11 protein-coding genes are annotated in these 13,573 nt (G+C 64.1%); 6 read left to right on the top strand and 5 right to left on the bottom strand.

What is annotated here, in order from left to right; translation table 11 throughout:
* The first annotated feature begins 68 nt into the window (after window positions 1-68).
* The 6 genes from corA (at window position 69) to ACMDCR_RS10960 (ending at window position 6,612) form a co-directional block, all read left to right on the top strand.
* On the top strand, window positions 69-1,055 hold the full coding sequence (gene corA, locus ACMDCR_RS10985) for a magnesium/cobalt transporter CorA (RefSeq protein WP_413992561.1): 987 nt from the start codon (window positions 69-71) through the stop codon (window positions 1,053-1,055).
* 144 nt (window positions 1,056-1,199) lie between these two features.
* Entirely contained in the window at window positions 1,200-2,288 is a 1,089-nt protein-coding gene (locus tag ACMDCR_RS10980; RefSeq protein ID WP_413992560.1) for an ABC transporter permease, read from the top strand.
* Entirely contained in the window at window positions 2,285-3,214 is a 930-nt protein-coding gene (locus ACMDCR_RS10975) for an ABC transporter permease (protein WP_413992559.1), read from the top strand. Before ACMDCR_RS10980 ends, ACMDCR_RS10975 begins: the two co-directional genes overlap by 4 nt.
* On the top strand, window positions 3,211-4,059 hold the full coding sequence (locus ACMDCR_RS10970; protein WP_413992558.1) for an ABC transporter ATP-binding protein: 849 nt from the start codon (window positions 3,211-3,213) through the stop codon (window positions 4,057-4,059). Before ACMDCR_RS10975 ends, ACMDCR_RS10970 begins: the two co-directional genes overlap by 4 nt.
* Window positions 4,056-4,832, top strand: a complete 777-nt coding sequence (locus tag ACMDCR_RS10965; protein ID WP_413992557.1) for an ABC transporter ATP-binding protein — start codon at window positions 4,056-4,058, stop codon at window positions 4,830-4,832. The genes ACMDCR_RS10970 and ACMDCR_RS10965 overlap by 4 nt, the downstream gene beginning before the upstream one ends.
* A 187-nt stretch (window positions 4,833-5,019) precedes the next feature.
* Window positions 5,020-6,612, top strand: coding sequence for an ABC transporter substrate-binding protein (locus ACMDCR_RS10960; protein WP_413992556.1), 1,593 nt, complete (start codon window positions 5,020-5,022; stop codon window positions 6,610-6,612).
* Window positions 6,613-6,782: 170 nt separating this feature from the next.
* On the opposite strand, the gene ACMDCR_RS10955 is transcribed toward ACMDCR_RS10960, so the two are convergent.
* The 5 genes from ACMDCR_RS10955 to ACMDCR_RS10935 form a co-directional block, all read right to left on the bottom strand.
* Entirely contained in the window at window positions 6,783-7,067 is a 285-nt protein-coding gene (locus tag ACMDCR_RS10955) for a hypothetical protein (RefSeq protein ID WP_413992555.1), read from the bottom strand.
* Window positions 7,068-7,076: 9 nt separating this feature from the next.
* A complete protein-coding gene (locus ACMDCR_RS10950) occupies window positions 7,077-10,220 on the bottom strand; it encodes an efflux RND transporter permease subunit (RefSeq protein WP_413992554.1) in 3,144 nt (1,047 codons plus the stop codon).
* Window positions 10,221-10,227: 7 nt separating this feature from the next.
* A complete protein-coding gene (locus ACMDCR_RS10945; protein WP_413992553.1) occupies window positions 10,228-11,598 on the bottom strand; it encodes an efflux RND transporter periplasmic adaptor subunit in 1,371 nt (456 codons plus the stop codon).
* Window positions 11,585-12,316, bottom strand: a complete 732-nt coding sequence (locus tag ACMDCR_RS10940) for a TetR/AcrR family transcriptional regulator (RefSeq protein WP_413992552.1) — start codon at window positions 12,314-12,316, stop codon at window positions 11,585-11,587. Before ACMDCR_RS10940 ends, ACMDCR_RS10945 begins: the two co-directional genes overlap by 14 nt.
* A gap of 216 nt (window positions 12,317-12,532) precedes the next feature.
* Window positions 12,533-13,480, bottom strand: a complete 948-nt coding sequence (locus ACMDCR_RS10935; protein WP_413992551.1) for a glycosyltransferase family 2 protein — start codon at window positions 13,478-13,480, stop codon at window positions 12,533-12,535.
* Window positions 13,481-13,573: the final 93 nt, after the last annotated feature.

Genomic DNA, 13,573 nt, shown 5'->3' with positions numbered 1-13,573 from the left:
GTACCAATATACTTATGGCCGACATCTACAGCTCATAGCCTGCGGGCCATGACCGGAAACCGACACCCATGATCATTACCCATCGCCTCTGCCCCGACAACAAGGACAGGCTCCTGCCCCATCTCTTGCAGCCGGACGAGACGCTCGCGGGCGATGTCCTGTGGATCGACCTCTACGAGCCAACCAAGGAGGAGGACCAGCAGGTCGAGGCGCTGCTAGGCATCTCCATTCCCACCCATGAGGACATGGACGATATCGAGCCGTCCGAACTCCTTTGGACGGAGAACGGCACCCGCTACATGACCATGCGGCTGCTGATCAAGAACGACACCAGCGACCCCGAGATATCGGCGGTGACCTTCATCCTCGCCGGCCAGGTCCTGGTGACGGTGCGCTACTGTGATCCCAGGGCCTTTTCGAAATTCGTCGGCCATGCCACCAAGCCCGGCGGCTGCAGCGGCACGGCCGAGGCCATCATGGCCGGCCTGATCGATGCCATCATCGAGCGCTGCGCCGAGCTCCTGCAGAATACCGGCGACCGCCTCGACGCGCTCTCGCGGGATGTCTTCAAGGAAAACGTGAAGCAGGGCGACCGCAACACCACGCTGCAACGCACGCTGCGCGGCCTCGGCCGCCACGGCGACATCATCTCCAAACTGCGTGAGAGCCTGGTGTCGATCGAGCGCGTGCTGCTCTCCTTCTCGGCTGGGCTGAAGGCCGCCCATATCCCGAGCGGATTGCGCGAGGAAGTGAAGGCGACCCTGCGCGACCTCCAGTCGCTCGAAGAACATGCCAGCTTCCAGTCCAGCAAGATCCAGTTCCTGCTCGACGCCACGCTTGGCCTGGTCAATCTGGAGCAGAACAACATAATCAAGCTGTTCTCGGTGATGGCGGTGATCTTCATGCCGCCGACCCTGGTTGCCTCTGTCTACGGCATGAATTTCGAGCATATGCCCGAACTCAAATGGGACTATGGCTACCCGATGGCGCTCGCCCTGATGGTAATCGTCGCCGTCGCGCCCTATTTCATTTTCCGCTGGAGGAACTGGCTATAAGGGGGAAGTCGGGGGTGGCGCGCTCCTTGCTTCTCCCCTTGAGTTTGCCGGCATACCGTTCGAAGATGCGCGGCGTGGTCGGCGGTATAATCGGAAGCATTTGCGCATGACGGAAACGTCCAGCTTGGGAGGCATTCGATCGGCATGAGCCAAGCCTCTGCGAGCGCCACCGATGGGCCGCCCGACGACCAGCCTTTCGTTGCGCACAGCCTGGGCTACCGCCTGTTTCGCACCTGCGTGACCTTCGTCTCCTCTGTGGTGCTGAGCCTGCTCGGCCTCAGCCTCGTCACCTTCTGCATCGGCCGCTTCATCCCCACCGATCCCGTGCTCGCCGTGGTCGGCGACCATGCGCCGCGCGATATCTATGACCGGACGCGCCTTGCCATGGGTCTGGACAAGCCCATCCCGGAGCAGTTTCTCATCTATCTCAACAAGGTCCTGCATGGCGATCTCGGCACCTCGGTGATCACTTCGAACCCGGTACTGTCGGACCTCCTGCATTTCTTCCCGGCCACCATCGAGCTTTCGACCGTCGCCACCGTGATCGGCGTGGCGCTCGGTGTGCCGGCCGGCGTAGTCGCCGGCGCCACGCGCGGGCGATGGCCCGATCACTTCGTGCGTATCGTCGGCCTGTTCGGCTATTCGATGCCGGTGTTCTGGCTCGGCCTCGTAGGGCTCGCGCTGTTCTACGGCAAGCTCGGCTGGGTCGCCGGTCCCGGGCGCATCGATGTCGCCTTCGAGGGAATCGTCGAACCAGTAACCGGCTTCGTGCTCATCGACAGCGCGCTGGCCGGCGAATGGGATACCTTCTGGAGCGCCGCCCAGCATCTCGTCCTGCCCGGGGCCATCCTCGGCTATCTCTCGCTCGCCTATATCGCACGCATGACCCGCAGTTTCATGATCTCCCAGATCAGCCAGGAATACGTAACCGTCGCGCAGGTGAAGGGCCGTTCCTATTGGGGCGCGGTCTGGCGGCACGCCTTTCCCAACATCCTGGTACCGCTGATCACCGTTATCGGCCTCAGCTATGCCACGCTGCTGGAGGGCGCGGTGCTCACCGAAACGGTGTTCGCCTGGCCGGGCCTCGGCCTCTACATCACGCAATCGCTGTTCAATGCCGACATGAATGCGGTGCTCGGCGGCACGCTCGTGGTCGGCACCATGTTCATCGCCATCAACCTGACCTGCGACTTCCTCTACAAGCTGGTCGATCCGCGGTTGAGGGGGACATGAGCAACCTCAGTGTGAACGAGACACGGCCGGGCTGGCATGCCTGGCTCACCGCCGAATCGCCGTCTTCGCCGCTGCAGGCGCGGCTGGGCGGTACCTGGCGCGTGCTCGCAGCACTTCTGCGCAATCCGCTGGCCTTTACCGGGCTTGTCGTCGTCGTACTGCTGATCCTGATGGCGCTGTTCGCCCCGCTGATCGCCTGGGGCATCTCGCCGATCGAACAGGACCTGGCCGGCCGCCTCGCCCCGCCCGGCGCCGTCCACTGGTTCGGCACGGATGAATTGGGTCGCGACATCTTCGCACGCACTGTCTATGGCGCGCGGGTGACGCTGACCATCGTGGCGCTGGTAGCAGTCATCGTCGTGCCGCTCGGTCTGCTGGTCGGCACCGTCTCAGGCTTTCTCCGCGGCATCACCGATACGGTCCTGATGCGCATCACGGACATCTTCCTCGCCTTCCCAAGCCTTGTGCTGGCGCTCGCCTTCGCGGCAGCGCTGGGGCCCGGCATCGTCAACGCTGTGATCGCCATCTCGCTGACGGCCTGGCCGCCCTATGCGCGCCTCGCGCGGGCAGAAACCGCCTCGATCGCCCGCTCCGACTTCATCGCCGCCATCAAGCTGCAGGGCGGCTCGACCGCCCGGATCCTCCTGCGCCATGTCGTGCCGCTCTGCCTCTCCTCGGTGATCGTCCGCCTCACGCTCGACATGGCCGGTATCATCATCATCGCCGCCGGGCTCGGCTTCCTCGGCCTCGGCGCGCAGCCGCCCATCGCCGAATGGGGCGCCATGGTCGCTTCGGGCCGCAGCCTCGTGCTCGATCAATGGTGGGTGGCGACCAATCCGGGCCTGGCCATCTTCATCGTCAGTCTCGGCTTCAACCTTCTGGGCGACGGGCTGCGCGACGTGTTCGATCCCAGGAGCGCGGGATGAGCGGCAAGGCGGAAGAGCCCCTTCTCGATATCCGGAACCTGTCGGTGAGCTTTCCCGCGCGTGGCCGCGTGATCCAGGCCGTGCGGGGCGTCAGCTTCACACTCGGGCGGGAACGGCTGGGCATCGTCGGCGAATCCGGTTCGGGCAAATCGACGACCGGCCGCGCCCTTCTCGGCCTGCTCGGACCACCCGCCAGCGTCACCGCCGACCGCATCGCCCTGCAGGGCAAGGACCTGCGCACCCTGTCTGGCAGCGAGTGGCGCGACATCCGTGGCAGCCGCATGGCGATGATCATGCAGGACCCGAAATATTCGCTCAATCCGATCATGCGGGTCGGCAGCCAGATCGCCGAGGCCTATCGCCTGCATCGCCGCGCCTCGGCTGGCGAAGCGCGACGTCGCGCGCTCGCCATGCTCGAGGCCGTGCAGATCCGCGATCCCGAACGGGTGCTCGACTTCTATCCTCACCAGCTTTCGGGCGGCATGGGCCAGCGCGTGATGATCGCCATGATGCTGGTGGCCGAACCCGAAATCCTCATTGCGGACGAAGCGACCTCTGCCCTCGACGTCAGCGTGCAAAACAGCGTCCTCGCCATCCTCGACCGCCTGGTGGCAGAGCGCGGCATGGGTCTCATCTTCATCAGCCACAACCTCGCCGTCGTCTCCAGTTTCTGCGACCGGGTGCTGGTAATGTATGGCGGCAAGGTGATGGAGTCGCTCGACGCCCGGAACCTTGGCGCCGCCAAACACCCCTATACGAAAGCCCTGCTCGCCTCGGTGCCGGATCTTGCCCATCCCAGGCCCCAATTGAGCGTGGTCCGCCGCGACCCGGCGTGGCTGGCATGACCGCAAGCGCACCCATGATCGACATAAGGGGCCTGTCGGTGACCTTTCGCGTCGCTGGCGGCCTGACGACGGCGGTCCGCGACGTCTCATTCTCGGTGGCGGCCGGCGAGAGCTTCGGCATCGTTGGTGAATCCGGCTCTGGCAAATCTACCGTGCTGCGCGCTATCGCCGGTCTGGTCGAAGCCTCGGCAGGCAGCATCGCCATTGAAGGTAGGACGCTCACCTCCAGGCGCAGCCCGGCTGACCGGCGCATGCAGCAGCTGGTCTTCCAGGATCCCTATGCCTCGCTGCATCCGCGCCAGACCGTGGACAGGCAGTTGCGCGAACCCCTGGAGATCCAGGGCTTGGATCGGCCGGAACTGCGCGTCGCGGAAGTACTCGCGGCCGTCGATCTCTCGCCGCAATACCGCTATCGCTTTCCGCACCAGCTCTCCGGCGGCCAGCGCCAGCGCGTGGCCATCGCCCGCGCCCTCATTCTGGCGCCGGCCATCCTGCTGCTCGACGAGCCGACCTCCGCTCTCGATGTCTCCGTACAGGCGGAGATTCTCAACCTGCTCGTCCGGCTGCGCGCAGAGCGGGGCCTCACCTCCATCCTGGTGAGCCATGACCTCGCCGTCGTCGCGCATCTCTGCGCCCGGGTCGGCGTCATGCGCGGGGGTCGGCTCCTCGAAGTCCTCGATGTCGAGAACCTGCGCAAGGGTGAAGCCAGGGAAGCCTACACACTCGACCTGATCGCCATGAGCCAGGGATATCGGAGAACCAGCGCGGCTTGACATGAAGGCGCGCCGAATGCGGAGGGGCGATCACCGATCGCCCCTCTTCCTCATCGCCAGGCGTATCGTTTCCAGGAATGTCGATCAGTGATCGACACTCCCTACCCTACTCCTTGCATTCCGCCTCGAAACGCACTGTGATGCTGGAGTTTGTCCGACAAGAATACCCTCCGCAGGAGAACCGAGCATGCTGCACTTCAGACCGAGACTTGCCATCGCCGTCATGACCACGATGCTGCTGGCATCCACGTCGGCCTTCGCGGCCACGCCGGCCAACACGCTGGTGATGGCCAAGAATATCGACGACATGATCAGCCTCGATCCAGCCGAGGCCTATGAATTGTCGGGCATCGAGGTCGACGCCAATATTTATGACCGCATCGTGCGCATCGACGCGAAGGACCCGACCAAGATCGAGCCCGGCGTCGCCGAAAGCTGGACGGTGAGCGAGGACGGCAAGACCTTCACCTTCAAGATCCGCGCGGGCATGAAATTCGCCTCGGGCGACCCGATCACGGCCGAGGACGCCGCCTTCTCGCTCCAGCGGGTCATCAAGCTGGACAAGACGCCGGCCTTCCTGATCTCGCAGCTCGGCTGGACCAAGGACAATGTCGACCAGATGGTGAAGGTGGTCGATCCATCCACGCTGCAGATCACTATCGCACCGCCCTTCTCGCCCTCGCTGGTCCTGTCCCTGCTTTCCTCCATCGTCGGATCGGTGGTCGAGAAGCAGACCGTGATGCAGCACGACCAGAGCGGGGACCTCGGCAATGCCTGGTTGAAGGCGCATTCGGCCGGCTCGGGCTCCTTCTCCCTGCGCTCCTGGCAGGCCAATGAGAGCGTGGTGCTCGATGCCAATCCGAATTATCGCGAGGGCGAGCCAAAGCTGAAACGCGTCGTCATCCGCCATGTGCCGGAGCCGGCGTCCCAGCGCCTGATGATCGAGAAGGGCGACGCCGACATTGCGCGCGACCTCTCGCCCGACCAGATCGCCGGTCTAAGCGGCAACAAGGATGTCGCCATTTCAGTATCGCCGCAGGCAACGCTGCATTATGTCGGCCTGAACGTCGCCCACAAGCCGCTGGACGACGTGCGCGTGCGCCAGGCGCTGCACTACCTCGTCGACTATGACGGCATGGTCAACTCGTTCCTGAAGGGCCAGGACCAGGTACACCAGACCTTCTGGCCCTCGGGCTTCTGGGCCTCGCTCGACGAGAAGGAATACAAGTTCGACCCCGCCAAGGCCAAGGAATTGCTGACGGCCGCCGGCTATCCCAACGGCCTCGAACTCTCGCTCGATGCCGCCAATTCCTCGCCCTATATCAACATCGCCCAGTCGATCCAGGCGAGCATGGCGCAGGGCGGCGTCAAGGTGACGATCATCCCGGCCGAGCAAAAGACCCTGCTCACGAAATATCGCGCCCGCCAGCACCAGATGCTGCTGGTCTATTGGGGCCCGGACTATATGGATCCGCACACCAACGCCGACAGCTTTGCCCGCAACACCGACAATTCCGACAATCCCGCCACCAAGCCGCTAGCCTGGCGCAATTCCTGGCTTATTCCCGATATCAGCAAGATGACGGAAGCGGCGGTGGAAGAACGCGATCTCGCCAAGCGCGAGCAGGACTACAAGGACCTGCAGAAGAAGGTGATGGACGAGGGTCCGTTCATCATCATGTTCCAGGAGATCAAGCAGACCGCCGAGCGCAGCAATGTGAAGGGCTTCCTGCTCGGACCGGCGTCGGACGTGGTTCTGTATGGGGAAACGACGAAATAAGCCTTGAGAATGAGAAAGGCTGCGCTCGGTGCCTGCCGGGTGCGGCCGCCTTCCTGGGATCGCAGGCATCTTGCCTGCACTTGGAAACGAGACGCATTCAGGACGAGACGCATTCAGGAAAGGAATCGCAGGCAAGGATGCCTGCGATCCTGGGCGCGCTCCGGACCACCCTACCCCTTCGCCAGCGCCGCCCGGCCCCTTGCCGTCAGGCAGTAGCCGATGGCGCGGTAGCCGGCCTTGACGATGGCGATGGAATCCATCTGGGCCGGCAGTTCCGAGCGCCGGAGCTCGCTGCCATCAGGCAGGCGGTACACGGCCTCGCACCAGCCGAACCTGCGGCACATATGTCCGGCCTGGCCGCTGATCGACGGACGCAGCTCGCCCGCCTCCAGCGCGCTCAGATAGGCCTTTTCGCGAGGCGTGGGATCGCGCTCCGGCCGGGGCATGAAGTTCATTGTCTGTCCTCACTCAGCCGCGGCGGCGGTGCCCCTACCGACGTGTCTTTCATAAACCTCGCGCACCGGCTTCCCAACCGTCGGTTCGTCTTTTGGCCCGACCAGCGGGCCGAAGATGAAGGACACGCCGCGGGTGATGTCGTCCATCACCGAATAGAATGACGGCACGAAGACCAGCGACAACAGTGTCGAGACGATCAGGCCGCCGATCACCGCTATGGCCATCGGGGCGCGGAACTCGCCACCGTCGCCATGGCCGAGAGCGGTCGGGAGCATGCCGGCCACCATGGCAATGGTCGTCATCACGATGGGCCGGGCGCGCTTTCGCCCAGCATCGATGATCGCATCATGCCGATGCATGCCGTGCTTGACGCTCTCGACTGCGAAGTCCACCAGCATGATGGCATTCTTCGTCACGATGCCCATCAGCATCAGGATGCCGATGACCACCGGCATCGAGATCGAATGATGCGTCGCCAGGAGCGCCAGCACGACACCGAGCAGCGAAAGCGGCAGTGACATCAGGATGGTGATCGGGTGGAAGACGCTGCCAAGCAGCAGCACCAGCACGCCCGCCACCATCAGGAGGCCCGCGCCCATCGCCATGGCGAAGCCGGAGAAGACCTCTTCCATGATCTCGGCATCGCCTGTCGAGGCGAATTTCACCGAGGCCGGCAGGTTCCTGGCTTCCGGCAGCGCCTTGGCCTTTTCCAGCGCCTCGCCGATTTCGAGGCCGGGCCGGAGATCGGCGCCGATCTTCACCTGGCGCGCACGGTCGTAGCGGTCGATCGAGGACGGGCCCTGGCCGAATTTGACATCGGCCACCGCCGAGAGCGGCACGGTACCGCCGGCGCTGGTCGTGAGATTCAGGGCCTCGATCAGGCTGAGGCTGGCGCGCGAGGCTTCCGTCAACTGCACACGGATCGGGATCAGGCGATCGCCCGCGTTGAACTTGGCGAGGTTGGCGTCGATATCGCCGATCGTCGCCACGCGCACGGCTTCAGAGATCTGCTCGGTCGTGATGCCGTAACGGGCCGCATCGTCGGTTCGCGGGATGATGCGCACCTCCGGTCGATCGAGACCGGTGGAGGCCGCCACATTGTTGAAGCCCTCGACATGGCGCATGGCACCCTCGAGCCTGGCAACGGCCCCTTCAAGCTCGACAGGATTGGTGCCTTGCAGTGCAAGGTTGACGTCCCGGTCGCCGCGATCGTTCACGCGCCAGGCGCGGACGTCAGGGATGCCGGCGATCAACGCGGTGATGTCGTTCTGGACCTCCGACTGGTGGCGCACGCGGTCAGCCTTGTTGGAGAGCTCGACATAGATCGCTGCCTTGCGCAGCTCGAGCTGGCCCGTCGGCGAGGAACCGCCGATGACGAAGACACGCTGCACCTCAGGGATCTTGCGGATCGCCGTGGCGAGTTCGTCGGTCTTGGCCTGCGTATCCTCGAGCTTTGCGCCCGGCGGAACCTCGGCGGCGTAAACGATGCGGCCCGAATCGTCCGGCGGGATGAAGCCCTGCGGCAGGTAGCCCATCAGGTGCAGCGAGACGAAGAACAGGCCAAAGCCTGCGGCGATCGTCAGATAAGGCGACCACCAGCGCGCGAGCGTGAACCCCAGGAAGCGCGTGTAGAAGCGCATGATGAAGCCGTCGCGCGGCTCGACATGGAGATGGGGCCTGAGGAAATAGGCCGTCATCATCGGCGTTATCAACCGCGCCACCAGGAGCGAGAAGAACACCGCTGCGGCAACCACCAGGCCGAACTGCTTGAAATACTGGCCGGCGACACCGCCCATGAAGCTCACCGGCGTGAAGATCGCGATGATCGTGAGGGTAATCGCCATCACGGCGAGGCCGATTTCGTCAGCCGCCTCGATCGAGGCGCGGTAGGGCGATTTGCCCATCTTCATGTGCCGAACGATGTTCTCGATCTCGACGATGGCGTCGTCGACCAGGATGCCAGTCACCAGCGTGATGGCCAGCAGGCTGACCAGGTTGAGCGAGAAGCCCATGGCGCTCATCGCCCAGAAGGTCGGGATGGCGGAGAGCGGCAGCGCCACGGCGGCGATGATGGTGGCGCGCCAGTCGCGCAGGAAGATCAGCACCACGATGACGGCAAGGATGGCGCCCTCGATCAGGGTCTGCATCGCCGATTTGAAATTGCCATAGGTGTTCTTGACGCCATCGTCGACCAGCGCGTAGGCGACGTCGGGATGGGCCGCATGCAGTTCGACGAGCTTCTTGGCCACGGCATCGGCGACCACCGTGTCGCTGGCGCCCTTGGCGCGGAACACCGAGAAGGCCACGATCGGGACATGCCCGTCGACGCGCGCGAACGATTTCTGGTCCGCATAGGCATCGGTGACGTCGGCGATCTCGTTCAGGCGCACCTGCCGGCCGCCGGGTAGCGTGACCTTGGTTTCCTTGAGCTCGTCAATGGTATGGGCGCCGGCGAGCGTGCGGATCGACTGCTCCTGGTTGCCGACGTCGCCTTTGCCGCCCGAAAGGTCGACGGTCGTCGCCTTCAGCTGGCGATTGACGTCGGCTGCCGTCACGCCGAGCGAGAGCAGGCGGTCGGGATCGAGGGCAACGCGCACTTCGCGGGTGACGCCACCGAGACGGTCGATACGGCCGACGCCGCGCAGGCCCTGCAGCTCACGCGTGACGACATCGTCGACATGCCAGGACAATTGTTCCAGCGTCATGCCCGGCGCGGAGGCCGAATAGGTCAGGATCGACTGCCCCTCGACATCGACGCGGCTGATCACCGGTTCGTCGATATCGCGCGGCAGGACGGTGCGGATCTTGGTGATCGCGTCCTTCACGTCGTTGAGGGCGCGGTCGGTATCGGTACCCAGCCAGAACTCGATCGCCGCGACCGAGCTCGAATCGGTGACCGTCGACTGGATGTGCTTGACGCCGGCGACGGCCGAGACGGCATCCTCGACCTTGCGGGTGACCTGCGTTTCCAGTTCCGACGGCGCGGCGCCTTGCTGGGTAATCGTCACCGAGATGACGGGCACGTCGATGTTGGGGAATTTGGTGACCGGCAGGCTCTCGAAGGAGACCCAGCCGAGCAGCAGCAACACTACGAACAGCACGATCGAGGGAACGGGATGGCGGATGGAAAGAGCGGAGATATTGAAGGACATCGCCGCCTCACTTCGCCTGAGCGGGGGTGGTGGCCGCGTCGATGGGCGTCACCTTGTCGCCGTCGCGCACGAAGGTGCCGGCGGTGGCGACGATGGCGTCGTCCGCCTCCACGCCCTTGACGATCTCTGCCTGGCTTTCCGTACGCAAGCCGAGCGTAACGGCTCTGGTGGACACCGTATCGCCCTTGACGACCTGCACGGTCGCGCCTTCTTCGGAATAGAGCACGGCCGATTGCGGCACGAGGACGCCATCATGGCTTGCGATCTGCACGCTCGCCCGGCCAAAGGCGCCAATGGTCAGGCCTGGGGCCTGGTCGATGGCGATGCGCACCCGGCCAAGGCGAGTCGTTGGGCTGACCTCGGGCGAGACCAGGCGCACATGGGCCGGGAAAGGCTCCTTGCGCGAGGCGGTGATCACCTGAGCCTTCATGTCCGGCAGCATGCGGGCCAGTGTCGTCTCTGGCACGTCGGCCTCGAGTTCGACGTCGCCGTCGCGGATGATGCGGAACAGCGGGTCACCAGCCGCCGAAGCGACGGCACCGATGCGGGCCGTGCGGCGGCTGATGATGCCGGACGCCGGAGCACGGATCTGGGTATGATCGAGGCGAACCATCAACTCCATGCGCTGGGCGTCGGCGAGCTTCTTGTCGGCCTGCGCCACGGTCAGGGCATGTTGGGCGGCTTCCAGACGGGCATCCGCCATCTTGGCATTGGCCTCGCGCTGGTCGAGTGTCTCGGCTGTGGTGTTGCCGCTCTTCACCAGGGCCTGCGAGCGTGCGAAGGCGCTGACCGCCTGATCCTTGTTGGCGCTGGCCTCGGCGATGGACGACCGGGCCTGCGCGATCGCGGCATCGGCGCGGGCTGATTGCGCCTCGTTCTGGGCAAGCGAGGTGTCGATGGTGGTGCGCGACAATTGCGCCAGCACCTGGCCTTCCGTGACCCGGTCGCCCTCTTCCACATTGATTTTGTCGACGGCATAGCCATCGATCTGCGGCGACACCAGGATCTCCTCACGAGCAATGAGATTGCCGGTGACGACGACGCTTTCGGTGATGGAGCCCGTCGTGGCCCTGGTCACGGTGATGGAGGGCGGCTTCGTCACCACCACCGCCTGCGCAGGCGGGTTCACCAACGCCACGATCGATTCGCGTTGGGCATAGAGCACGCCTGCGGCGATGACGATGATCACCAGCCAGACCGCCAGGGTGGTGTACCAGGGTGCGCGCCGATGCTCGACCGTCGCACCGTGGGCATGATTGCCTGCGCCATGCCCGGCCTGATGGATTGTCGGCATGCCGGAATCTCCCTCGAAGCCGGGGCCCTGGCGACGCTCAACGACGTCGCGGTCCGACCGGTTCTGCTTTTCAAGAGCGGACATGGGGTTTTCCTTCAGAAGCGGGCGAGGGGCCCAGAGAATTCGAGGTGCTGGATAAAGGACGATCGAGTTCGACCTTTCCCGACAAGAGAGCGTCCATGACGTTCACCAGAAGGCGAAAACCTTCCCAGGCGTCGAAGTCCGCCTCCAGCGCGCGGCGGGTGAAAAAGCCGTCGCCCATGGCCGAGAGCACTGTGATGGTGGCGGCGCTGTCGACGGAGGCGGGGATTTGCCCCGAGGTCTTGGCAGCTTCAAGAATGGCGATCATGTAGTCGTTGATCTCGCGGTCGACGGCGTTGCACATGTCGGCCACGATCGGATTGCGGCTCGCCTCGGCCCAAATCTCCATGAACTGGACACAGCGGGCTCGCGGCGTTTCGGTGAAATGCTTGCGGCCGAGGGCGATGAAGGAGCCCATCACGTCCTCGGATTGCGCGACCTCGCGGAAATCGGCGCCGAACCGCTCCCTGTCACGGCCGATCATGCCGGAGACCAGGGCCTCCTTGGAGGGAAAGTAGCGATAGAGATTGCCCGCGCTCATGCCGGCCTCGCGGGCAACGTCCTGCATGGTGGTGCGATGGAAGCCGGCGCGCTGGATGCAATTCTCGAAGGCATCGAGAATGCGCGTGCGGCGTACGTCCAGCCCCTTCGGCTCTGCCTGAGAATGGGCGGCTTCCCCGCTCGCCGACGTGCCAACAATACCCACCGCAAACCTCAGCATGAGAATGAACGTTCATTCTCATTACCAGAAGTCGCGAGCTTCGCCAAGAGGGAGTTGGGAGCGCGGACATAAGACGTCCGTTGCACGAGGCCGCCCTTGCTACGCTATCGATGCGGCAAGAAAATGGACGAGGTGTAACGAACGAGGCTGTGGCCGGGCGAGATGAGGCGGTGAAGCATAAGTCTCATCTCGCCCACTTGGCGACCGGCTGCCCGATCAGGGCTCTTCTTCGCCCTTCCGCAGGATGCGCTCGACGAAATAAAGGGGGCGCCTCTTGGTCTCGTTGAAGATTCGGCCGAGATATTCCCCGATGATGCCGAGGAACACCAATTGGGCGCCGCCCATGAAGAGCACCACCACCATCAGGCTGGGATAGCCGGGGAGGTCGCTGCCGAAGACAATGGTCTTGCCCATGATCCAGAGGCCATAGAGGCCGGCCACAGTGGAAATGATCAGGCCGATATAGGTGGCGAGCTTGAGCGGCGTCGTGGTGAAGCTGGTGATGCCTTCCAGCGCTAGGCTCCAGAGCTTCCAGTAGCTCCAGCTGGTCTTGCCAGCAAAGCGTGGCGCGCGATCATAGAGCACGGCCTTGCTGGGATAGCCGACCCAGGCGAACAGCCCCTTCATGAAGCGGTGATGCTCGGGCAGTTCCTGCAGTGCTGTGACCACTCTGCGGCTCATCAGCCGGAAATCGCCGGTGTTGGGCGGCAGCGTTACCCCGGTGAAGGTCTGCATCACGCGGTAGAACATCCGCGCCGTGAAGATCTTGAGCCAGCTCTCGCCGGTGCGCGTGCGGCGCTGCGCATAGACGGTATCGAAACCCTGGCGCCAGCCCTCGACCAGTTCGGGGATCAGTTCCGGAGGGTCCTGCAGGTCGGCATCGATCACGATCACCGCCTCGCCGCGCACCTGGTCGAGTCCGGCCGTGGTGGCGACTTCCTTGCCGAAGTTGCGAGAGAGGTTGACCACGACGACATGGGCGTCTTCATGATGCAGGGCGATCTGCCGAGCCAACGTATCGTCGGTACTGCCATCATTGACATAGATGACCTCCCAGCGATCGAGCCTTGCCATGATGGCCGAAAGACGCTGGTGGAACTCACCCAGGACTTCCGCTTCGTTGAAGCAAGGTACAACGACTGAGAATACGAGGTTGTCCTGCACGAGATCCCATTCGCCGGTTGGATAACCCCAGGGTTGCTACGCCATTTCCCCGCCTCTCTCAAGCCTGGGGGAGAAGGGCAAGGGTTTCGAACT

It is taken from the genome of Labrys okinawensis, from assembly GCF_047345005.1.
Classification (GTDB): domain Bacteria; phylum Pseudomonadota; class Alphaproteobacteria; order Rhizobiales; family Labraceae; genus Labrys; species Labrys okinawensis.
This window is presented reverse-complemented; position numbering and strand designations above follow the sequence as displayed.

Bases quoted from the DNA above. Each gene is read 5' to 3' on its own strand.
- corA (WP_413992561.1), top strand. From the start codon at position 69: ATGATCATTACCCATCGCCTCTGCCCCGACAACAAGGACAGGCTCCTG.
- ACMDCR_RS10980 (WP_413992560.1), top strand. From the start codon at position 1,200: ATGAGCCAAGCCTCTGCGAGCGCCACCGATGGGCCGCCCGACGACCAG.
- ACMDCR_RS10975 (WP_413992559.1), top strand. From the start codon at position 2,285: ATGAGCAACCTCAGTGTGAACGAGACACGGCCGGGCTGGCATGCCTGG.
- ACMDCR_RS10970 (WP_413992558.1), top strand. From the start codon at position 3,211: ATGAGCGGCAAGGCGGAAGAGCCCCTTCTCGATATCCGGAACCTGTCG.
- ACMDCR_RS10965 (WP_413992557.1), top strand. From the start codon at position 4,056: ATGACCGCAAGCGCACCCATGATCGACATAAGGGGCCTGTCGGTGACC.
- ACMDCR_RS10960 (WP_413992556.1), top strand. From the start codon at position 5,020: ATGCTGCACTTCAGACCGAGACTTGCCATCGCCGTCATGACCACGATG.
- ACMDCR_RS10955 (WP_413992555.1), bottom strand. From the start codon at position 7,067: ATGAACTTCATGCCCCGGCCGGAGCGCGATCCCACGCCTCGCGAAAAG.
- ACMDCR_RS10950 (WP_413992554.1), bottom strand. From the start codon at position 10,220: ATGTCCTTCAATATCTCCGCTCTTTCCATCCGCCATCCCGTTCCCTCG.
- ACMDCR_RS10945 (WP_413992553.1), bottom strand. From the start codon at position 11,598: ATGTCCGCTCTTGAAAAGCAGAACCGGTCGGACCGCGACGTCGTTGAG.
- ACMDCR_RS10940 (WP_413992552.1), bottom strand. From the start codon at position 12,316: ATGCTGAGGTTTGCGGTGGGTATTGTTGGCACGTCGGCGAGCGGGGAA.